Source organism: Mycobacterium sp. NGS33 (assembly GCF_059812885.1).
This window is the reverse complement of the sequence record NZ_JCALDN010000017.1, coordinates 1-22,174: the sequence shown is the minus strand read 5'-3', so window position 1 is coordinate 22,174 and position 22,174 is coordinate 1. Positions and strand designations below refer to the sequence as shown.

General features: G+C 64.8%; 18 protein-coding genes. 10 read left to right on the top strand and 8 right to left on the bottom strand.

What is annotated here, in order from left to right:
* The first annotated feature begins 68 nt into the window (after nucleotides 1-68).
* On the top strand, nucleotides 69-1,844 hold the full coding sequence (locus AC5Y5B_RS20700; RefSeq protein WP_500006237.1) for an AAA family ATPase: 1,776 nt from the start codon (nucleotides 69-71) through the stop codon (nucleotides 1,842-1,844).
* Between the two features lie 55 nt (nucleotides 1,845-1,899).
* Here the strand turns inward: AC5Y5B_RS20700 and AC5Y5B_RS20695 are convergent, their stop codons facing one another.
* The 3 genes from AC5Y5B_RS20695 to AC5Y5B_RS20685 form a co-directional block, all read right to left on the bottom strand.
* The gene (locus AC5Y5B_RS20695) at nucleotides 1,900-2,145 is read right to left on the bottom strand and encodes a hypothetical protein (protein ID WP_500006236.1); all 246 of its coding nucleotides are present in this window, start codon (nucleotides 2,143-2,145) and stop codon (nucleotides 1,900-1,902) included.
* 131 nt (nucleotides 2,146-2,276) lie between these two features.
* Entirely contained in the window at nucleotides 2,277-2,567 is a 291-nt protein-coding gene (locus tag AC5Y5B_RS20690; RefSeq protein ID WP_232003359.1) for a DUF4333 domain-containing protein, read from the bottom strand.
* A gap of 301 nt (nucleotides 2,568-2,868) precedes the next feature.
* Complete coding sequence (locus tag AC5Y5B_RS20685) at nucleotides 2,869-3,186, bottom strand: hypothetical protein (RefSeq protein ID WP_066996290.1); 318 nt, start codon at nucleotides 3,184-3,186, stop codon at nucleotides 2,869-2,871.
* Nucleotides 3,187-3,544: 358 nt separating this feature from the next.
* Here AC5Y5B_RS20685 and AC5Y5B_RS20680 point away from each other — a divergent pair, with 358 nt between their 5' ends.
* Nucleotides 3,545-4,687, top strand: coding sequence for an FHA domain-containing protein (locus AC5Y5B_RS20680; RefSeq protein ID WP_500006235.1), 1,143 nt, complete (start codon nucleotides 3,545-3,547; stop codon nucleotides 4,685-4,687).
* A gap of 274 nt (nucleotides 4,688-4,961) precedes the next feature.
* Here the strand turns inward: AC5Y5B_RS20680 and AC5Y5B_RS20675 are convergent, their stop codons facing one another.
* Together AC5Y5B_RS20675 and AC5Y5B_RS20670 are read right to left on the bottom strand one after the other, a co-directional pair.
* On the bottom strand, nucleotides 4,962-5,933 hold the full coding sequence (locus AC5Y5B_RS20675; RefSeq protein ID WP_500006234.1) for a hypothetical protein: 972 nt from the start codon (nucleotides 5,931-5,933) through the stop codon (nucleotides 4,962-4,964).
* A gap of 550 nt (nucleotides 5,934-6,483) precedes the next feature.
* The gene (locus AC5Y5B_RS20670) at nucleotides 6,484-7,266 is read right to left on the bottom strand and encodes a sensor domain-containing protein (RefSeq protein WP_500006233.1); all 783 of its coding nucleotides are present in this window, start codon (nucleotides 7,264-7,266) and stop codon (nucleotides 6,484-6,486) included.
* A gap of 239 nt (nucleotides 7,267-7,505) precedes the next feature.
* On the opposite strand from AC5Y5B_RS20670, the gene AC5Y5B_RS20665 reads away from it, so the two are divergent.
* The 7 genes from AC5Y5B_RS20665 (at nucleotide 7,506) to AC5Y5B_RS20635 (ending at nucleotide 15,664) form a co-directional block, all read left to right on the top strand.
* Nucleotides 7,506-8,543, top strand: coding sequence for a sensor domain-containing protein (locus AC5Y5B_RS20665; protein ID WP_500006232.1), 1,038 nt, complete (start codon nucleotides 7,506-7,508; stop codon nucleotides 8,541-8,543).
* A 13-nt stretch (nucleotides 8,544-8,556) separates the two neighbouring features.
* Nucleotides 8,557-9,483: a sensor domain-containing protein gene (locus tag AC5Y5B_RS20660; protein WP_500006231.1), complete on the top strand. Its 927-nt coding sequence runs from the start codon at nucleotides 8,557-8,559 to the stop codon at nucleotides 9,481-9,483.
* A 97-nt stretch (nucleotides 9,484-9,580) separates the two neighbouring features.
* Nucleotides 9,581-10,015, top strand: a complete 435-nt coding sequence (locus tag AC5Y5B_RS20655; RefSeq protein WP_500006230.1) for a hypothetical protein — start codon at nucleotides 9,581-9,583, stop codon at nucleotides 10,013-10,015.
* A 50-nt stretch (nucleotides 10,016-10,065) separates the two neighbouring features.
* A complete protein-coding gene (locus AC5Y5B_RS20650; RefSeq protein ID WP_500006229.1) occupies nucleotides 10,066-11,307 on the top strand; it encodes a DUF7373 family lipoprotein in 1,242 nt (413 codons plus the stop codon).
* Entirely contained in the window at nucleotides 11,304-12,512 is a 1,209-nt protein-coding gene (locus AC5Y5B_RS20645; protein WP_500006228.1) for a DUF7373 family lipoprotein, read from the top strand. The genes AC5Y5B_RS20650 and AC5Y5B_RS20645 overlap by 4 nt, the downstream gene beginning before the upstream one ends.
* A gap of 7 nt (nucleotides 12,513-12,519) precedes the next feature.
* Nucleotides 12,520-14,541 carry a serine/threonine-protein kinase gene (locus AC5Y5B_RS20640; RefSeq protein ID WP_500006227.1) on the top strand — a complete coding sequence of 674 codons (2,022 nt, stop codon included), beginning with the start codon at nucleotides 12,520-12,522 and terminating at the stop codon, nucleotides 14,539-14,541.
* A gap of 706 nt (nucleotides 14,542-15,247) precedes the next feature.
* Complete coding sequence (locus AC5Y5B_RS20635; protein WP_500006226.1) at nucleotides 15,248-15,664, top strand: DUF732 domain-containing protein; 417 nt, start codon at nucleotides 15,248-15,250, stop codon at nucleotides 15,662-15,664.
* A 972-nt stretch (nucleotides 15,665-16,636) separates the two neighbouring features.
* On the opposite strand, the gene AC5Y5B_RS20630 is transcribed toward AC5Y5B_RS20635, so the two are convergent.
* Complete coding sequence (locus tag AC5Y5B_RS20630) at nucleotides 16,637-17,020, bottom strand: DUF732 domain-containing protein (RefSeq protein ID WP_500006225.1); 384 nt, start codon at nucleotides 17,018-17,020, stop codon at nucleotides 16,637-16,639.
* Between the two features lie 254 nt (nucleotides 17,021-17,274).
* Between AC5Y5B_RS20630 and AC5Y5B_RS20625 the strand changes: the two genes are divergently transcribed.
* The gene (locus AC5Y5B_RS20625; protein WP_500006224.1) at nucleotides 17,275-17,751 is read left to right on the top strand and encodes a hypothetical protein; all 477 of its coding nucleotides are present in this window, start codon (nucleotides 17,275-17,277) and stop codon (nucleotides 17,749-17,751) included.
* A gap of 124 nt (nucleotides 17,752-17,875) precedes the next feature.
* On the opposite strand, the gene AC5Y5B_RS20620 is transcribed toward AC5Y5B_RS20625, so the two are convergent.
* On the bottom strand, nucleotides 17,876-19,255 hold the full coding sequence (locus tag AC5Y5B_RS20620; RefSeq protein ID WP_500006223.1) for a hypothetical protein: 1,380 nt from the start codon (nucleotides 19,253-19,255) through the stop codon (nucleotides 17,876-17,878).
* A 31-nt stretch (nucleotides 19,256-19,286) separates the two neighbouring features.
* A complete protein-coding gene (gene mobF, locus AC5Y5B_RS20615) occupies nucleotides 19,287-22,169 on the bottom strand; it encodes a MobF family relaxase (protein ID WP_500006296.1) in 2,883 nt (960 codons plus the stop codon).
* Nucleotides 22,170-22,174 lie beyond the last annotated feature (5 nt).

The following is a 22,174-nucleotide window of genomic DNA, read 5'->3' as shown; positions in this document are numbered from 1 at the left end:
GCGTTTACGATGGCACCTGTGGAAGGGGGAGCGGTGAGCGCTAGACGACACGCCGATTGGGGAGCCCGATGACCACGACTTCCCCCACAGAACAACGGCGCGCTTTCGATGCGGCGATCAATCGCTTCAGCGCGGGCGACCCCGCAGCGGCCCGGCGGGCGTTCGCCGAGATCACCGACCAGAACCCGGCTATGACCGATGCCTGGCTGGGTCGACTGGCGTGCGGCGATCACAGCGTTGACGCCTTAGCCGGCGCGTATCAGAACTCGCGGGCTCTTTATCGCGAAACCCGCCGCATCGGCCAGCAAGATGGCGCACTGCAAGCCGTGGTCCCGGCGCCGCTGTACTTGCAGCTGCAGGTGTGGTCACGAGGCACCATCGCTCTGGCCTTTGCCAGTGCCCTCATTGGCGCGGGTGACTTCGAGCAGGCGATGACGGTTCTCAACGACAGCGAGCTGGCCGCCGACGCGCAAGCGGCAACCTGGCGACAGTTCGTGACCGCCGCCTTGTATCACGCCACCCAGCGCTGGCCGGATCTGTGCGCGGTCACTGATGTGTGTCCGCCGGTGATCGCCACCTATGTGCCCAACGACGTGTTGGCCGCAACCCAAACCCTGCGCGCGATGGCGTTGGCCTCGCTGGGACAAGCGCAGGCAGCACTAGACCTGATGGACCAAATATCCACCCAAAACGCCTATATTGCAGCAGATTTGGCGCTCACCAAGGGGTGGTGCCTGCGCGAGCTGGGCGAGTTCGACGCGGCCGATGAGGCCTTCCGCAGCGCTACGATCGACGGCGTGGTGATCCCGCAAGCACGCAAGGCCCTCGAGGAACCTGACTATCGCATCGTGACCACTGATGCTGAAACCATCGCCACGCGCACCAACAAGTGGGATTCGGCGACTGAAACGAGCCGCGACGCCCGAGCGGCCGCGGCCCTGGCCAGCGAGCGCCAAGAAGTCCTCAACCGAGCTCAAGCCCGCGTCGACGAGTTGATCGGTCTCGAAGACGCCAAGGAACAGATTGCGGTGTGGCGCACCGAGATTCAGATCGAGCAACTGCTCGCCGAGCAGGGCGACGGCGGGGCCACCAGCAACGAAAACCACATGGTGTTTCTCGGCCCGCCGGGGACTGCCAAGACGACGTTCGCTCGCGTTGTCGGAGAAGTGCTCTTTGGTTTGGGCAAGATCGCGCGCCCCGACGTCAAAGAGGTGACCGAGGAAGACATCGTGATCGGCTACGTCTCCCAGACGGCGGCCAAGATGAAAGAGGTGTGCGAGGAAGCGCGCGGCGGCGTGCTGTTCATCGATGAGGCCTACCGGCTGGTCCCTAAAACAGAGGGGCACTCCTTCGGTGTTGACGCGATCAACACCTTGCTGAAGTACATGGAGGACTACCGTGACGAACTGGTGGTGATCGTCGCGGGCTATCCGAAGGAAATGCGGGACTTTCTTAAGGCCAACGCCGGCCTGGCCGGCCGATTCCATTTCACGCTGACGTTCAACAGCTACACACCCGATGAGATCGTGGCGATCGGACGCCATCTGGCCGGCAAAGAGCGTCTGGTCGTCGACGACGCCGCCTGGGACATGCTGCGTGCGGAAGCAACTCATCTGCGGTCTCAACCCTATGAGAGCGGCACCATGCTCGACGTGGCCGGCAATGGACGCTACGCCCGCAAAGTGGCGGTGGCGTGCCGGCGTGAACGAGCCCGCCGACTACACAGGGTGGCTCCTAATCCACAAGATCTGGATCAACTCGTGCGTACCGACCCGTCAGTACTGAATGTTAGCGTCGATGACATGCAGCGTGCGCTTGCCGAGTCGCGCCCGGCGACTGGTTAGGCGACAGATCCGCGACCGCCATGGTCGCTATCGGTGCGACGGGATCTGCTGCAGGTCAATCGGTTTCGTCTAGATCGGTGTCCTCGTCATCCCAGAAGGCCCATTCGGGTAGTGGTGTATTAGGCATCGCACCGTAAACCATCGCCTCATATCCTGGCTGCCCGCGACCGCGGTGTGCGTTCCACCGAGGATCTCGCCGGTTGGCGCGCGAGCGTCGAACCGCGCGCAGAATCAGCGCAGCAGTGCCTGCGATGTTGAAGGCGATCAGTGCAATCTTGAGGACCAGCACTAGCAGTTCCACGGTGTGGTTGTCTCCTCAGGGATTCGCGGTGATGCTGCACCGACAGCGGTGGGCTCAGCTGGCCGTGCGTTTCAGGCTGTGAGGAACTGTCCGCGCTCACCAATCATCGGCGGGTGCCGGCGCCTGGGGTGTCAGACCTTGGTGCCCTTGGGTGCGCTGATTTCATAGCTTCCTGCGTCATCGGTGAAGGTGATCAGGAACTGATGCGCGATGTGATTGATGGTTGCTTGACAGCTGAAGGAGCCGCCCTTGGTGATGGTGGGGTTGCGCCCGTCGTTGCAGGTGACGTTGCTGACGTTCTTGGCGCCGTAGCCGCTGGGATCGGAAAGGATCCGTGCAACGTCGGCTTGCACGGAGGTGACGGCGAGTTCTTTGGTGACGAAAAGGCCTGGGGCCCAGAATCCTACGATGGCGAACAGCACGACGGCCACAGTGAGGGCCACGCCCAGATACAGCGGCGCCTTCGTGCGGCGCGCGGCCTCCCGGGGGCTGGGTGGGGCGAAAGCGAGTGGACGCCAGGGGTTTCCGCTTGGTGCCGGCAGATGGTGTGGATAGGGGCCCGCACCCTGCTGGCCTAATGCAGGGAAAGGTCGTGGGTGGGGCAGAGGTGGGGTGGGTGGTCTGTAGGGGCGCGGCGGCGGCGAGATAGGCCGCATGCCTGGTGCGTAGGGCTGTGGATGTGGCGTCGGGGGCTGCGCAAATTGTTGCATCTCGATGTGCCTTTCACCTGGTGAATTTTTGGCGGCCGCGCCGCCGGGGACGCACGGGGTAGCCGCCGTGTTCGGCGAGGTCGTGCAAGCGGCGCAGGGCGAAGTCGCGCGGCCGGCCGGGCTCTTCGGGGACCACGACCCCGGCCAGCAAGCCGGAAGCGTTTGGGGTGTTCCATCCGTCGTAGGCGCACCGGAAGCGGCGCAGGCACGCGCGGCATAGGGCCTTGGCTTCAGCGTCGGGTTCCTCGGTGGTCCAGCGGTCGGGGTCGCGGACGCAAGCACCGACGTAATCCTCCGGTGGCGCCGCTGGGGGCTTGTCAGGGGCATTCATGATCGGCCTCCTGTGGCTGCTGCATGTCGTCCAACAGATGCATGCTGCTACTTTAACCACAGCGCTAGGCATTGTGCAACGTTTCGAACAGCAGCACTGCTGAGGATGAAACGCCCTATCCGCTGTGCGAAGGCAGACCGCGTCTGCCACGGGTAGGGCCCCAGCCAGGGCTGATGGCCGCTAACGTGGGGAATCTGAGAGCGCGATCCGGCCCGCGCGGTTCGCTAGCTGGGACGAAACGCCGACGGTCGTGCAGAGTGTGGCGCAGCCACTGCACCTGTACAAGGTGTAGCATTTGACGAAGCGGGTCGGCGAACCGCAGCACAAGCACGTTCACCCGTTATCGAGGGAGCAGCCATTGACGTCCGAATACCCGACCTACCCATCCACCACTTCGCTGGTCGTCCAGGTCGGCCAGGTAACTCACACACTCGATCCGGCCGCTGGCGTGGCGGTGATCGGTAGAGAAGCCGGGGTGGCTATCGAGGTCGACGACGAGCGGATCTCACGCCGGCATGTCCGGCTCGAACCGCACCGCGACGGCTGGCAAGCAATTGACACCAGCGCCAACGGGATGTTTATCGACGCAGTGCGCCGTAATTCTGTACTCGTTACCGGCGCCACCACCCTGTACCTCGGAGCGCCGGACGGCATCGCGGTGACGTTAACCCCCCTGGGCTCCTCGCAAGGATCACTCGACGAGTCGACGCAGGTCGTAACCGCGTTCGATGCCGACGAACAATGGGAGGACGACCAAAGCGACCCCGGCGTGGTGCGTGCAGGCGCCGCGGTCGCCGAGCGCCGCCAGCAGTTGGGGCTCTCCCAGCGCAGCTTGGACCGCGACGGGATCATCAATGCCGGCGCACTCATCAAGTTCGAAAAGGGCCGCAGCTGGCCGCGGCAACGAACGTTGGAACGGCTGGAAAAGGTCCTGGAGTGGCCGACCGGCCACATCACCCGTATTCGACGCGGAGCGGTCACCCAGCCCCTCACCGGTCCACTACAGCCCAGCAGACCCACATCAGCGATCAGCGACGAGGCCACCGAGGTTTTCACCGACTCAATTCAGGCGCCGCTGATGGCCGAGACGGTGGAACTGGCCATGCACACCCTCACCGCGGCAATTGCTGATCTGCCCGAGCCCGACGACCCCGGCTTCACCCCGAAAGCCACCAGTATCTTGTCGGATCTACGCAAACTGGAAAGACTGGCATCGAGCGCTGCCCGCAATGCCAAAGGCAGCCCGGCGGTCATCCTTGCGCTGAGCAGCGTTCGGCGCAGCTACAACGAGTTGATGATGCGCGCCGCGCGATCCCCCTCGGCCACGCTGGGCCAGCGACTCTACGGGGCGCGCCAGCGCGCCGAGCTGAGCCTGCAGGAGGCCGCCAATGGTGCGGGGCTGCCGGTGACGGTCTTGGAAGACGTTGAAGCCGAGCGGGCGGTATCTGCAGAAGCCGAAACAGCGTTGGCGAATCTGATCGCTCAACTGGGCATCAGCTGATCGTTGGTGGGTGCCGACCCGCGGTCCTCGCGCTGGCCGCGCACGTCGACGCATACGACCTGCAATCGCCGCGCAATTGTGCGTCGTAGGTCCCCTAGACTCGAGGTGTGCAAGGACGAAATCAACGGCGTCGCAGTCCAATAGGGTTTGAATTGCCGCCGCTTGGACCGTTGTGGCTTTTGGCTGATCGCATCCTGGCAGCCACCCGGCATAGGAGGCGCCGCCCGTTAGGGTCGGAGTTGCCGCCGCTGGGCCCGCTGTGGGTCCTGTGCGATCAGGTCTTGGCCGCGACCCGATTCGCTCCCCCTCGCCTGTACCGAATTTTGTGGGGTGTCCAACCGCGCCCCACTGGCACATCAGCGACACCAAAGTGAGTGCGCGAAACCCCCTGTGCGAGTTGGCGACATAGCAAAGGCGTTGCGGGGAATCTAGAGGGGCCAGCCAGGAACGGCGGGCAGGGTGGGGAACTGATGGAGCGGGGGTAGGCGCCGCCGCCGCGTACGAGGTTGGGATGTGGCGGTGCTTTGGCAAGGCATTTGTCGTGGTCGTCATGCCAGGTGGGCCAGTCCGAACCCACGCCACTAGTGGCGAACCAGCCCCCTTGATGGTTGGTGATCTTCCATCCGTTGAAGACATCGGCAGAGGGTGCCCGCGCGGGACCTTGCTGGGGTGGCTTCGGCGGCCCGGGATCGGTCGGTGCGGTCATGGTGATTCGCATGGGGTCGATGCCTCCGTCAGGTTCGGGCATCACGTAGTGGTCTGCGTAATCGCTGTGACGACCGGGCTCAGCGGTGCCGAAGACGTACTCGCATGTCACCACGATGACATCGCGTCCAGCAACGGTAATCGAAAGGATGTGTTGCTGTTCGGTTCCGATCCAGGGGTTGGTGGGCCGTCCGGTGTCGGGCCATAGCTGCTGGGTGCCCATCGGATCGTTAACCGTTTTGTTCGGGTCCACAGCGTGCTCGAATCCGGGGTAGAGATATTTGTCGTCGCCGGTGAGGGAGGCGAGCAGGTAGGACTCGGTGTAAGCCCGAACTGCTACGGCGGGCCCCGCGGTCAGGTCGATCCCGGGCTCGGCGCTCCAGACCACGGTGAGGTCGTTCAGGGATTCCGGCCACCCGGCGGGTGGTCGTGAATTGGGTTGCGCCGCTGTGTCGGTGTGAGGATGGGAGGTACACGCTGCCACCCGCAACATGGCTGCCGCCGACGACGCGGCATAGCGCGAGGCGCGCCGCCAGCTCATGTCGCAGCCCCAGGGGGAGGTGGCGTCGGTGGTGTCCAGGGCGGGGATTGTGGTTGGGGCGCAGGACTTGCCTGGGCGGCTTGGCGGCGCAGTGCCTTACGGGCATTGTGATTTTCGAGCAGGGCGACCCAGTTCCATGCGATGACGGAGGTGATGCTCCACCAGCCGGCAAGTAGATTGTGCAGCAGCGCGCCGCGCAACTCAGCCTCGCATTGGGCGAAAGTCCCTGTGAAGGTGTAACTCTGGTTGAGAGCGAGCATCACCAAGCCGGTGTGTTTGGTGATGCGGACCCGAAAGATCGGTTGGCCGCCGGTCGCAGTTCCGGAGGGATAGGGCGCCCGCGGAGTGCAGTAAGCCGGCCAGTGCGCGGGTCCTTGAAGTGGTTGCGGCACGGGGGGATAGGGATACCGATATTGAGGGTGGTGTTGGGGGTATCCGTGCTGACCGAAATAGGGGTGGCGTTGAGACATCTGATGGTCCTCTGTCGGGGGTAGGGATCGGACTGAATGAGGCCGGCTTATCGGCGTGAGCTAGCTGTGGTCGGAATGGGTCATGCCTGCGAGATCGCCCCGGTGGTTTTGGCGACGATGTCGCTGGCCTGGCTGGTGGTGTCGAAGCCGCACCACAAGGTGTCGACGATGACGTTGTTGGCCAGTCCTATCGCACGCTGGCAGGTAAATCCGTCGATCCCGAGTTGGGTTTGAGTGGCGGTCAGGGTGGCCTCGGTGGCCTGCACGTCACCGAAGGTGAAGGTGACCGGGCGGTGACCGGAGGGGGTGACGATCAGTGAGCGGTTGGCGCAGTCCGACCAGCGTGTTTTGGACTGGCTGAAGAATTGGTGGGCCGAGTCGGCGTCACGGAAGCCGACCAGCGCCTGGATCAAAGCGTGCTGAGCGCCGCGGGGTCCGGTGTCATCGAGGTTCTGCCCTTGCACAGCGGTCCAGTTGCTGCCCTGGTAGACGGTGGCTTCGGCCGGTGAGTAAATGTCCAGGCAGCTGGTGTTGGACACCACGGTTTCGTCGTGCCACATCCGTGAGACCGGTTGGCGCACCGCCATGGCGGTGGTGTGTCCGATGGTGTTGACGTCGTTCTCGCTGAGCAGCAGATCTGCCAGATGCTGCGGCAGAATCGGTGGTGGCTGCCATCGGCCCAGGTCCGGCGCCGCCGCGGGATGTCCGACGGCGGTGGCCGTGCACCCGGTCAGCAGGTGAGCCAGGGCGATGCCGGCCAGGATCACCCAGCGCGCAGTGGCGGCCATCCGGGTGCCGGCGCCACCCTCGTGGCCCTGCGGGGAGCGTATTGGTCCGGATTGGACCAGCGACACAGCGCTCATGTGGGTCCTCCTTACTAGCGCATCGGTATGACCGGACGCTACCGCAGTAAACGCAGCAGTGCAACTGTTATAAACGTTGCGCAACCCTTACCGCTGTGTTTTACTCCAAAGCATGCTGGACAGACCCTCCGCACGCGGCCACCTCACCTTCCACCCGGGGCACACCCACGGTAGTGGCCGCTCACCAGTGAACTACCGCGCGAACCCGGCGTTCACCGACTTCCGAAAGGACACTCCCCATGCCTGAGCACACGCACCCGCCGCTGACCGACATGCCGCATCCGGTGACGGCATCGTCTACCGCTGCGCTAAGAAGTGGTGCAGCAGTCGCCCACTATGGCCACCCAGTTGTCCCCACGCCGCCCAGCCTCGGTGGACCTGGCGAGGAAATCACCACGGTGCTACCGCGGCGGCTTTACGCACTCGGGGGACCACCCCCCGCACCGCCCGCATCGATAAGTCCCTCTTGGGGTTTCGCCCCAGCGCATCCCGTTCCCGCCCCCACGGTCCCGCCACGGCAGGCCTGGCAGGGCAAAGCAACCTGGATCGTCGGTGCCATCGCAATCGCGGTCGTCACCGCGTGCGCCGCCCTGGGTATCCACGCCGCCAGCAGTTCCGATAGCGCCCCCGACCCGAAAGGCGCTGCGGCGCCGAACGCCTCGCCGGCCCAACCCAGCGCCAGCCCCGCGCCGGCGGCAACCATGCCGCTGTCGGCGCTGCCCGGGCTGCGCCTGGACGTGGCCACCATCAACAGCATTGAAGGCGCCACGAACATCGCGCCGCGCGCCGAGGTCACCAATGACACCGCGGCCTACCTTGGCGGAGACAACGACCACCCCGAATGCGGGGAGATCCACGGTGTAGCGCTCCAAAAGGACCTCGACAACAGCGGCTACCTCGCCGTGCGGACCCAAGCCCTGCAAGACCCGCGTCAGACCGACCACGTGATCGACGACGGCGCGATCTACTTTTCTTCGGCCAAGGCGGCCAACGACTTTGTCGCCAAGCAAGCCCAGGCCTGGCCGAAATGCAACGGCGCCACACTGCACCCCGCTCCCGCGCCGGGGGAATCACCAAGCATCTGGATGGTGGGCACCGCCGCCAACCACGACGGCATGCTCACCGTCACCAATACCGAAGAAGGCGCCGAAGGCTGGCAGTGCCAACGAGCGCTCACTGCCCGCAACAACGTCGTGATCGACGTGCGCGACTGCGGCGTAACCCCCCAGGCCATCACCATCGCCACCCGCATGGCTGACCGCGTCACCCCACGCTGACACCAGGTGATCCATGAACGACGTTGTCGACCGGGCTGCGCTAGGCCAAGGCACAACACACATCGCATCGCCCCAGCTCAAGGCCGGCCGACAGAACATTGGTCATGAGAAGCTACACACCACGAGCGCCCCACCAAAAAGCGCACGCCATCGCACCACGGCCGCCAGGCACCACATGACGAAAGGCAAAACAATGACCCGGATGCGGTTTGCGCCCACCATCATTCGGCTCTTCCACGTGTTGGTGTCGGCGGCGCTAATCACGCTGGCGGCCGGATGCACCGACATCGTTCCCGGGACGGTACACGCCGGGCCGAACCTCAAACCCCGCCCCCTCACGGGTGAGGTCATCAAAGACACGATGCTGACCGACACCGAGCTGTCACACGTGTTTGGTCAGTCCTTCGTCATCGACCGGACGCTAGCGTTCGGCGGTCCCGCCGAGCTGTTCTGGGACTGGCCGGGTTCCAAACAAAGCGATTGCGCCGGGCTGACCCACATCCTGATGGGTGAGGTCTACACCAGCGCCCAGGTGCTCAACGTCGCGCACGAACTGTGGTGGGATTCGCACGACGATCGGGATCCAACGGTGATCGACCTCGAGGAGGGCGTGGTCGCGCTGCCGACGATGGCCGCCGCGGATGGAATGTTCGACAAATTCACCCAACAGTGGCGCAGATGTGTTGGGGCACGGATCGATACCGGCATCAACGAGCACTACGAGGTCAGCGACGTGCGTGCCGATGCATCTGTCGTGGAAGCCACCGTGACCAACCACGATCAGACAGTAAATCTTCGCGAGGCTCATGCGCTCGGGGTGCGGGATAACTGCATCGTCGAGGTCTCCATCACCTACTTCCGCAACACCGCGCCCGCGCCCGGGCATAGCGCCGGCGATGTGGCTCGCCAGATGTTGAACAAAATCGGCGATCGCGCCTGAAGCACTGGTAGTAGCAGCTACCATCTGCTGGTCCGGTCGAGGTGGCCCGTCATGACCACCGAGGCCCGCGCGCAGTCGCAGAGTTGAGGACGACGACATGGAAAAGGGCAAGGTAACCGATCGCTGCCCGCCGGCGGCCGAGCCGACGATAGGGCTCAGTACACCGCGAATCGGGCAGCTCAATGCCGCACAGCAGGCCCGTGTGCGCCACGTCGCACGCGAGGCCGCGCTGCTCTACCCAGACGACCCTGCCCTGCAGCACTGCACGGTGGAGGCGGCGATCGACTACCTGTGCGGCGCCGCCGATCTGGGCGCCACGGGCGCCGAATGGCATCGCGTCCGTGACGAAGAAAAGCGCCTCCGCGCCCGGGTGCGACAGTTGGCGGTGATGTCGGTGGCCGACAAGACGTTCTCCGAGCGCGGGGTAGCCCTCGCGATCGGGGTCGACCGTATGCGGTTGCGCCGCTGGTCGGGCAAACCGACGAGCTCCCATCCCGCCGGGTCGGCGCTAGCTCAGGAAGCCCGCCGGTGATTGCACGGGGCCCGGGCGCGCGCGACCGCGGCCACCTGCGCTGGCGTCTGATGTCGGCACCACTTCTGCTCACCGGTTTCGCCGCGGTGATCGCGCTGGGCAGTGGTTGCTCATCGGTGGTGACCGGCAGCGCCGTCAAGTCCGGCGGCCCGGCCCCGGCGGCGGCCAATGCGGCGCTGCTCGACCCCGGCAACTATCCGCGCCGACCACGACCACCGTTGGGCACTGTGGCCGATGACGCCGCCGGGCGCCGGGTGGAAGCCCAGCGGATGGCCGACATGGTGACCGGCCCCTGGCAGATAGACGACAAGCTCATCAGCCCGACGAACGCCGAAATCGCGCCCACCACCGCCATATCCGACCCGGGCCGGCTTTCGGTGCTGGTGCGCGGCGAGACGATCGCCCCGATCGCCGCCTCACATCACTTCGTGGCCGGGTTCGTCAGCGGCCGCGCCACCCCGCCGCCCCCGAAAGGACAGGCCGGCGGCGGCAGTCCCAAGATCTTGGACAACGGAGTGTTGCGCTTCCCGAGCACCCAAGACGCCGCCGACGCCGCGGCGGCCATGGGCGCAGCCGACCTGGGTACCGTGCGCCCAGGCAACATTTGGGCTACCCGACTCCCCATTCCGCGTTATCCGAACACACTGGCCGACGTGGCCGCGCTCTCGGGAGGCTTTGAAGCCGAGTCGTTCACCGCACACGGACCCTATGTGTTCTTCCAGTTCGCCGGCTCTAAGGAAAGCGCCTCAGCGGCCGCCGACATGATCGCCAAAACCCTGGACCTGCAAGGCCCTTCGGCTGATCACTTCCAAGCCACACCGGTAGACCAGCTGGCCACTTTGCCCGCTGACCCGACCGGACTACTGGCCCGCACCGTGCCGGCCACCGACCCCAACATCAACCAGGCCGCGGTCTACCCGCCGCACGGCGCGCTACATTTCCGCTCCGATCCGGTGGCCACCCAAGCGATGTACAACGACGCCGGCATCGCCCGCGTCGCCGCCGACCGCAGCACCGTCTACGAGGCGGTCGATACCACCGGCGCCCAGCGCGCCGCCGACGGTCTCATGCGTACCGACGTCCCGTTCCTGGGCTACCACTCCGCACCCGGCGTCAACGGGCTACCCTCGGCGCGCTGCTTTGACCGCGGACCCGACAGCACCGACCTGGGCGCCGTGCGATTCCTGTGCATCGCAACCGCCGATCGGTACGCCTTCAAAGCCACTGCCGCACAAGAGATCGAGGCCCACCAGATCATCGCCGCCCAATACCTGATGCTGACGACACCATGACACGACACGCACCCACGTTGATCCTCGCCCTCGCGACCGCGGCGGCCACCGTGGCCTGCAGCACGACGATCGCGGGCAGCGCGATCAAAGCCCCGGGAACGGGCAGCCCCGACGGTGTCGATCTGGCCTTGCTCGATGTCGGTAACTTCCCGACCACCCCGCGCCCCGCGCTGGGCGCCGCCGGCGACCCGCTGCGCGGCGGCTGGGCCGAAGGCCGCCGCCTGGCCGGCGCCGTGGTGGGCCCCTGGGAGGTCAACCCCGACCTGATCGACTTCGCGCAAATGGAATCCGGCGTCGTCAAAGACACCGACGCGGTCAACTCCCTGCTGGGCGCCCCACTAGGCGAGGCCCTTAACGGCCACCACTTACTGGCCGGGTTTTCCAGCGCCCGCCACACCGACAAAGGCCCCTATAAGGACCTGCTCAACATGGTGTTGGAACTGGCCAGCCCCGCCGACGCGACCGCCGCGGTCACCGACATGGCCGCCAAAGGGGCGTCCTTGACCATGCCGTTTGACACCAAACCTGTCCCCACCCAACCGTTCTCGATTCCCCGATACCCCGCAACAACTGCGCTGAGCTACAACTGGACCGCACACTACCCCGAACCAGGGGGGCCGCGCTTCACGGTGACCGCACTGAGCGCACACGGCCAATACGTATTGGCGCAAGCGGCAACCTCGTCCGACAACCCCGATACAGCGGCCCAAACGATCGCCACCACACTGGATTTACAGCAACCCCAGGTCGACCAATTCAAGCCCACGCCACCGGATCAGATGGCCCAACTGCCGCTGGACCCCGACGGGTTGATGGCGCGCACCGTGGCGCCCCGATCCGAAAATGAGTCGATCAGCGACGGCGTCTATGACGCACACGGGGCTCTGCACCTGGCTCCCGACGACCCGGTCCATCTGAGCGCGCTGTTCAAATCCGCTGGTGTGCAGCAGGTTGCCTGGGTGGTGGAAACCAGGATCTACCAAACCCCTGACAGCGGCTCGGCCGCGCGCCTGGTGACCGACATGACCGGCCCGAACCAGGTCGGCGGGATCTCGGGCATGCCCAAGGCGAAATGCTTCAACGAAACGCTGGCTTACTGGTGTGTGGCCCGCGCGGACCGCTACGCCTACGAGATGCAAAACGAACAAGAACACGCACTGCACCAGATGATGGCCGCCCAATACCGCATGCTGACCGGAAAGTAAGCCACTCATGCCGCTTGCCGTAGGAACCGTGATCGCTGGATACCGCATCGAAAGTGTGCTGGGCTCAGGCGGAATGGGCACGGTCTATCTGGCTCGCCACCCCACGCTGCCGCGCAGCGATGCACTGAAAATTTTGTCCTCTGAACTGTCGGTGGACCGCCAGTTTAGGGTCCGCTTCACCCGCGAAGCTGACCTGGCCGCCACCCTGAACCATCCCAACATCGTGCGGGTTTATAACCGGGGCGAAACCGACGGACATCTGTGGATCGCCATGGAGTACGTCGAAGGAACCGCCGCCAACGATTTGGCCCGCGCCAACCTCACCCCGACCCGCATCGTGCGCATCATCACCGACGTCGCCGCCGCACTCGATTACGCCCACTCGCGCCGCGTGCTGCACCGCGACATCAAACCCGGCAACTTCTTAGTCTCGTCACCGGGCAGCGACCATGAGCGGGTGCTGTTGGCCGACTTCGGCATTGCGCGCGCCCTCGATGACGCCACCACCTTGACCGCGACGGGATCGATGGTCGGCACCGCCGCGTATGCGGCTCCGGAGACGATCGAAGGCCGCCCGGCCGATCACCGCACCGACATTTATTCGCTGGGCTGCGCCTTGTTTCGGCTGCTGACCAGCCGCACCCCCTACGACGACAACTCCCTGTCGGCGATGCTGGCCGGCCACCTGATGCGGCCCATCCCACACCCCACTGAACTCAACCCCGCCCTGCCCGCCGAGATCGACGACGTGATTGACCGAGCGCTGGCCAAAGATCCCGAGCAGCGCTACCAAACCGCCGGCGCGCTGGCCGCCGCAACCGCGGCCGCGCTTACCAGCAAGCCGGCCCCGCCGACCACGACCGGTTCCAGTGGACCGCGAGCATCTAACCCCACCAATCCCACGTGGACCTACCCACCGACGCCGCCTCCCGGCGCGCCGGTGTGGCCGGCCTATAACTCCCCAGCGGGGGCTGAACCACCCAACAGTGCTGTACCGCAACCGTTTGCAAGCTTGCCGTCGACGCCACCGGCCACCCACCCGCCCATGTCCGCACCTAAGCCCAAGCGCCGCACCCGTATCCGCCTCATTGTGGGAGCGACAGTGCTGGTTGCCGCACTGGTCGCCGCGACCGTGGTGGGCATTCACGTGTTCGGCCGCTCCAGCGGGGACTTGGGCCCCTACCAGCCACAAACCCTCAACACCAAATTCGGCGCTCTCAAACTCGAGCACCGCCCGGTAGCCATCGCCGCGCTGGGACCCGGCGATCCCGATGCTGTGCTCTCTCTCGGCGCTCAGCCCGTCGTGATGAACGCGGCCAACGCCACGGCGCCGAGCTGGCTGCAACCGCTCATCCACTCCTCACCACCGGTGTTCGCTGCCGCCGACGCTGCCGCTATCACCGCGGCCAAACCCGACCTCATCATCGACACCGGCGCCATCGACCAACCCACCTATAACGCGTTGGCCGCGATCGCACCGACCCTGACCCAGCCCGCCGACACCACTCAAGACTGGACCTGGCAGACACAACTGAACTGGATCGCCACCGCGCTGGGCCGCACCGACGCCGCCAAGCCGCTCCTTGATAAGGCGCAATCCGAGCAGAACACGATCCGCTCGGAGCATCGCAGCTTTCTCGGCAAATCGGTCGTCGTGATCAACTACACCGGCACCACCACCACCGCCGCAGCCACCCCTTCAGCGCCGAGCAGCTATCTGGAGGGCATCGGCTTCACCTACAACCCGCACTACAAACGCAGCCCCGGCGGCCCACCACAAGTCCCGTTCAACATCAACGACGTCGATTACATCGGCCAACGCAGCGACGTGATGCTGCTATTGCGCACCGACCCCGCCGCCGGCGGCGGCGGGTACGCCGGCTTGCCCGCCAAATACACCAGTTTCGGCGGCACCCTGGTCATCATCGATGACCCCGCGACCATCACCGCCCTCAACACCGGCGGGCCCGCGGCCACCAGCTACCTCAACACCGCACTGGTCACCAAGCTCGCCAACCAAATCCACTAAGCGCCAACGAAGGCCGAATCCGTCGTCAGACGGCCCGCCACTGATCGGGCTTCTTTTTGTCACTGAGGTGACGAACCCGGGCGACCTGGCCCTGCTTTTTCGCCCAGTCGATGGCTTCTTGCTGGGTCGGGGCGCTGTTGCCAATCAGGACTATGGACGCTCTACCACCCCTGACAATGCGACGAACAGGGCAGATTGCAAGGCAGACAATGTGGTTCGTAAAGTCGCACTGGGTCTAGGAATCTAGCAATAAAGGTCACGTGATGATCAATCAAGTTCTCACAGTTGTTTCCGCGTTAGTCGTGACGCCTGTTGCAACGACCGTCATCGCAGCCCCACCCGCCGTCGCGGACAACTACTGCGGCCAAGCCAGCAGCGGCGCGCGAGTTTATGCGGGCAACTCTGACACTCCTGCGAAGTTGCCATCAGCACTGCCGAGGCATACTGGAACTTCAGCAGCGGCTCACAACCGTTCAACGTGCACGGCCCGGTGACTGGGCAGGATTACACAATAATGTGCATCAACGCGGGCTCGGTATGCGAGGGCGAGAACAACGCAGTCGTCTACCTACGGCCCTAGCGAGGCATTCGTCGACGCCGTCAGGCTTTCCAAACTGTGATTGAAGTCAACGAAACGCCACGGCGACCAACTCCTCGGCATTAGCCTGCTTACGGAGCTTGCGGCCGAGTTTGGCTGGGAGGGTTTATGAAGAGGCGCAGAGAATTACGCATCGGTGTTGTTGCCTTCGCGGTGGCACCGCTGGTGACCGTGGCGATAGCCGCATTTGCCATCCCGGTCTTGGCGTTGGCCGACCCGCCGCCCTATCCAGGGCCGCCCCCGGGTGTTCATAACCTCAGCGAACAGAAGTACCTTCATGACATCGCTTCCGCGGGAATGCAACCCTCTCCGCCGGGGGTCGCCGGTGAGAGCAACGCCATCAGCGAGGGTTACGTCATCTGCGATGACTTGCGCAGCGGACGCAGCCGAGCGTGGGTGGCCGCCAATGCCCCGACGCTGCCCGGGCTTTCAAACCTGGGGGCCGGATCGCTGTCCCCCCACGAGCGGCAGCTGCTCGTTAACACCGCTTGGACCGACCTATGCCCCGAAGTGCCCGATAGATAACGGATAAAGATTAACTACCACGCCATGCCTGGGCGGTTGGCTCAAGACCTAATCCGCCGGAGGTCGTGTGTCCACCTTCTCGCGATTCCCCAGCTTCATCGGTAAGCCTTGCGCAAATCAGTTTCCTGAAAGGTGACAGGAGTTTTAGTCTGTGCCGTTTACCCAGAGGCCGTTTGTGCACGTTAAGAGATAACTGTTGTCCTGGGAAAGGGCCGTCGAGCCAGCCGGGCTACACGGCGTACCAGCGTTGTGGTGAGCAACTTGCGGCATCATCGGCAAGATGAACCAAGTGTGAGTCGGCGTGTCACAAACCAAAAGCCTGTCGCCCGCCGGGTTGCCGGGAGCATTATGACTTATCCGACCTACGTCAGAGCAGGGCTCGCGGAAAGCGTCCGCGTGAGCAACATTTGCCAGCTGCAATTGACCAGCCAAGCAAGCGGTTAAGGCGAACGATGCTACAAACACTCGCTTCATCAAGGGTCCTCCTTAAGCGGCTACCGTCCAACCCAGTTCAGCCATTTCTGATCAGATTGAAGTGGATAATCATCCCGCCAGGAGGATCTTCCCGGCATGCGACTGGGTATGTGATGACACTTGTGCCGGCGAGCGTCGCAGCATCGAAGGAGCCGTTAGCCGTGTCCATTTCGGTGCTGCCATCGGAGCAGGTATGAGTGTTTTGTATAGGACCCATGACCCACCGGCCGTTCATCAGACGTGCGTCTGTGCTCCAACCTTTATTGCCAGTCACGTGGCTGCAACCTGACCCGCAGGATGTGAACGTCCATGTTGTCGGTGCCGTCGGCGCATTGTCACCGCTCCAAGCGACGGTGTAACTGCCATTAAGATCGTCGGCCCAAGCCGTTGACGCGAAACCAACTGCAGCACTCGCGAGGGCTGCCGCCACAGTGAAACCGCGTGCGATATTCAATGCTGTCCTTTCTGGTTTCCGAAGTCGAGTCTGCGGCAACGGATTCAGTCCCCTGTGTACCCGGCTCTCACTGCACGAACTTCGGGCGCTTGCACCGCCTGAGCCAGTTCCATAATTTGCCAGCCCTGCGACGGACACAGCCACCTAATCGCGGCACCGACCTCGTACGCAGTTTCCAGGAAGGGCAATCCGGAAGGCCCCACCGAACTTTGTGCGACATCAGCCCACGACGGCTGGCGGTTTGCGTTCAGTGCGCGGCACATCACATAACCGTTGTTTAGCAGCTGGTCGTTTGTTCCGGGGATGCCGTGAGCAATGAGTTGGTTGACGTAACCGGCCTGCGCACCATCGGCGTGGGCGCTACCCAACCCGCAAAACGCGGGCAGAAGAAGGGTTACCGGAGCAAGTACCGTCCCGATGCCCTTCATATTTGGCCGCCCCTTTCGGGTAAACAGTTGCTTCCCTGCCTCGCAAACCGCCATTCAGAACGCTAGCCGTTGACGGGAGCCGAAGAAGCGCTTTCTGCAGTTTTATCCTTGCGGCTGCACAATGCACGAACTCGGAACCTTTACTCGCCAATCGGATGGGCGATATCCATCTTGTCCGACACCCGGCGTCAAAGCGGCTTCCACCGAGTTTCAATGGCCGCCCACGTTTGTGTAGCTCAGATCTGCTACGGACGATGACCCTGACCATTAACGTGTCACCTGTGGAAACATTCGCGCCGCGTCGGAAAGCGTCGAGCACAAGAACTTGTGGATCAGCACAGCCCTTTCGAGGGGCTTCGGCTGGGGTTTTGCTGTTGGTTGCGTTGCTAAGCAGCAATTGGGATGTTCCTATCGCGGTTGCCGATGAAGGCACACCGGTGGTGGTTGACTGCGGCCAACCGCAAGTCAAGCCGGAACACATCATTCTGACCTGCGCTGACAACACTTGGGCAATCGACAACCTCGTCTGGCGCAGCTGGGGAGTTGATGGCGCAACCGGCAGCGGCATCCAATTTAAGGTCAACTGCGTTCCGAACTGTGCGCAAGGCTCGCCGACCTACTCGCCGGTGACGGTTACTCTCACCGGCGCGACCCCTCCCGACTTCCGCTACACCAACGCGGTAATCACCGACCAGAACACAGGCCGGTCGGATACCTGGCCGATGAGGTAGGCCAAATCAACCAGGCAGGAACAGGATTGCGTGCGACTTCGAAATAGACCGGCCCCCTACCCCGTTGACGTCAACCCTTGGTCCGAGCCTGGGGGCACCGCCTGTATTCAGATCACCGCAAGCTTTAGACCAGCGCTCCACCATCCCAGAACGGGCTGAACCCGCCCCATTCCCGGTTGGCGATGGGGTATTCGAGGGCGCGGGCAGCGCCGGTGAGTGGATGATCGTCGCCGAGTAGCCGCACGCAGTCGTCGATGAGTTTGCGGGTGCGCACCGCGGCGGAATCGAACTCGTGGCCATGCCATAGCCACCACGCAAGGTAGTACTTCCATTGCAGCGTCTCAAGGGCGTCGTTGCCGACTTCTCGCGCGCTGCGCGCCAGCGCTTTTTTCACTTCTACCGCGTGTTGCATCAGATCGGCTCTCTCCGAGCGCTGTTCGTCGGCGTCTTCGGCGACCTTGCCCACGGCGTCGTCATCGAGGTTGCCGGTATCCATCCACTCGCGGCCGGGTGTGAGGTCGATGTCGCGGTCTTCAGCTTCGGCGTCGATGTAGAGGTCGAAAGCGATATTGCGGGTTTCGTTGAGGCTGTCTTCCCATTCGGCCCGGGCGGCGGTACGTCGTTGGTCAGCGTCGATGGTGACCGGGTGCTCTGGGCCTAGGACACGCTCGAGGTCCTCGGTGAGGACTTCCCATTCGGAGATCCGCTCGATCTCGTCGGCGTCCTCGGGGGTGAATCGGGCGCGGTTGTAGCGGGCGAGCAGGCTGTGTTCGTGGTCGTGCCCGAGGGTGTTTTGTAGATCCACGATGAGTTCGTCGAGCTCCTTGAGGGTGTGCGCGTTGGCCCCTTCGGCCTCGCCCAGCCAGGCCAGCCGGGACAGTTGCGCGGCCAAGGTGTGCGGGTGGTGTTCGCCGAGCAGGCGTCGCCGGTAACCGACGACGATCAACGCATCGGTGCTGGCGCCGAACGGGTCCCCGAGCGCGCGGCGCGCGAGGGCCACCCCGTAAGCCGCGGCCAGTGTGAGCTCGTGACGCGGACCGAACACCCGTGTTTCAGCGCCGCACAACTGCACCCAACGCAGCAGTCGCTGGGCGGGGTCAGCGTCGGCGTCCTCGGCGGTGGCCAGCGTGTGGGTGGCCCATAGTGTGTCTTCCTGTTCTGGGCCCAGCACGCGCGTCATCACCGGTACGAGTTGCCGCAGTTCTTCGACGGCGTTCTCGTCGCCGCGGTGGTAGCGCCATATGGTGACCAGCCCGGCCACCGCGAGAGTGTAGGGGTGTTCGTCGCCGAGTTTTTCCTGCCGTGCGGCCACCACCTCGGCGCCGTCATGGACTGCGCCGAGGCTGTCCCCGGCGTTCCAGCGCGCCGAGGCGACCTCGAGTAGGGCCGCCAGCGTGGTCTCGTGCCGCGCCCCGAACGCTTCCCGCGCGGATTGCCACTGCGTGAGCGCGTGTGCGAGCCGATCAGCCGCAGCCGACGGTTCTGGTTCTGGATCCTCAGACATTTCCGGTCCCCCCTGATTGTCACGGTCACTGTCACAATTCGAGTCCCTCGCCGCGGTCGCGTTCTTGCGCGCGCTGGCGGCTGTGCTGGGTGGCTTGGCGGAGCCGCTCGTAGGCGGCTTCGCGGCGCCGGGCCGCGGCGCTGTGTTCACGCCAGCCCGCGCGCCGGTCTTGACGGCGCTGGTCGTGGCGGTCCAACAACGCCCCGACCACCGAGGGGAGCAGGTCGCGGTCGGTGCGTTCGGCTTCGGCGTGCATGGTGCGGGGCCGGTCGTCGTTGGCCAGGATCATCCGGAAGAAGTGCGCGGCCGCGTACTTGTTGCCCCGGCGCAGCGTATGGATCTCCGCACCGGAGGCGACGCGGCCGTGTTCATGGTCGGCTTCCCCGGTGATGGGCTGGTAGATGAAGGCGTGGTTTTCGTCTTTGCCGCGGGTCATCCCGACGTAGGCCATGGCACGTGAGGCCTTATCGCTGAGCACGGTGAAGCACGCCCCGGCGGTGGTGGAGTTGCCCACGGTGATGCCTTGGGCGGCGTGCAGGGTGGTGGCATAACCCAAGGTGATGTGTTCACGCAGATAGTCCCCGTCGAAGATGGTGCGGGCACCGTCGGTGAGCCGTTCGGCGGCGATGCGCGCACGCGCGGCGTCCACCCCCAGGACGCGCCAGCGGTTGCCGTTGCGGACTTGGTCGATGGGCTCACCGGCGCGGTGGTCGCCGCCGGGTTCCACCGTCAGGCTCGCGTCGTTGTTGCGGCTGATGACGATGTCGCCGGCACGCACATCCTGGTCGCGGGCCACCCGCACGGTGTCGGACAAGAACCTGGCCTTGTCGTCGGCGGCGTCAGCGGTGTTGGCGACCTTCTCGGTGAGCGCGCCGTGCAGCTTGCGGTTGATCGCGTCGGCGATTTCCCAGCGGTCACAGATGATCGCGGCGTCTTTACCCTCGGCGCGCGCCTGAAGGTAGGCGTTGGTGGCGTCATCGGCCATCGCAATCGGGTCCCCGGTGTGCAGGCGCCCATGGTTGCGGTACCAGCCCACCGCGGTGCGCAGCCGGTTGCCGTGCGCCGAGCGCAGCGCCAACGACATGTCCCGCTCGGCCGGGTCACGCATGCGCCACACCTCACCGAGACGCTGCGACCAGGGCAGCTCATCGCACAGGTTCTCGAACATGCCGCCGCGCGCTTTGACCGGCGAAAGTTGATACGCGTCGCCCACCAGGACCATCTTGGCGCGCCCGGTCACCGCGCACGACATCAACTTCTTGAGCTCGGGGGTGCCCAACATGGACGCTTCGTCGACCACGATCACGGTGCGCCGATCGATGTCGAGCTGATCGTCTTCGATGAGCTTGAGCGCTTTGGCCACCGTCAGGCCGCGGTCCCCGGCGCCATCGCGCATCGCTTCGTCGACCGCTTTCCCGGTGGGCGCGAGCACCAGGACTTCTTTGTGGCCGCGGTGCGCGGCGCCGCGCAGCGCTTTGAGCGAATGCGTTTTACCCGCACCTGCCGGGGCCTGCAGCGGCTGCACCAGATAGGGGGAGTGCGCGATGTTGGCAATGGCGCGCGCTTGATCCGGCGACAGGTCACCAAGGTCGACAGGGCGCACATCCAGGCGCGTGCGCGCATCCTGGTCATCGACCATGCCGAAGACGCGCTCCTCTTCGACCATCACCGCGTCCACGGTGAACAGCTCGTGCCCTTCGCGGTGGTGCGCCTCGCGCGGCGCGCTGACCCGCACCGCGACGGTGTCCACGATCTTCTCGATTGCGGTGCGCGGATCTCCGGGCGCATCCACCGGCAACAGCGCACCCACCAGCTCCACCAGATCGGCGCGGGTGAACGCGCTCTTGTCGATCGCGCCCACCATGCGCGCGAGTCGTGCGCGGTCGGTCGGGGTGCGCGGCGCGGCGCGCCGCGCAGCGCGCGCATCGGCATGCGCGGCGCGGTCCAGCTCCAGACCGCGCCCATCGGCGCGCCATTCCTCTTTGAGTTCGGCCCACGGCTTGGATTCGGGTTTGGCCGGCCGCGTGGCTTTTTGCGCGGCCGCGAGCTGTTGCGCGTTGGGTTCGCCGTCGACGACGACAAGGTTGTTGCGCGCCCATTCCCGCAGCCGCGTCGAGCGCCGCGACCACGCTTTGAGGCAGGCCTTGGTGACCCCGGCGATATCAGCCATCCCGGAGCGCTCATCGACCTCGCGCCATTCAAATTCGCGTTCAGCGTGCAGCTCGTGGCGCAACACCGCCTGATAGATCACCCCGGCCGCTTTGGCTTCGTGATGCAGGGATTTGGAATCGATCGACACCAGCACACCATCTCCGCGGGCCTGCCGGTTGGGCACGATGACGTGGGTGTGCAGGTGCGGGTCCCCGCACCGCGACGTTTCGTGCTGGTAGGCGATCGCCACCAACCCGGGCAGCCGTTGCAGGTCTTTCTTGCCGCTGACCGGGTTGTGCACCCGCGTGTAACCGGCGTGTTGGTGCAGGTAGTCCATGGCGGCTTTGACCGCCCGCGAGTGCGCTTCGGCGATCACTTTGTCGTTGATCTCGCTGGTCAACGCCCGCACCAGCGACACACTCTTGGGCGCGGCGAACGTCAGATCGAAACCATGCACCGACTCTTTGGTGAAGCCACGACCACTGGCGCCGTTGGGGGCGATCCCGTCGTCGAGCCAGGTGGTGGCCGCCCCACCGTCAGCAAACCCGCTCGCCAGCGCCGCGCCACTCAAACCTGTCAGCTCAGCAACCTTGACCGCATCCCCGGCCACCACCCACGTCGGGACCCGGGTATCACCTTCGGTGTAGTACTCCCCGAGCCCACCACCGGCGGACACCCGGTCCATCGCGGCCTGTTTGGCCTCATTGGCCGTCTTCTCGTAATAGGCGATGCTCCACCGGGAGAGCCGAGAAATCGTCAACACCCGCG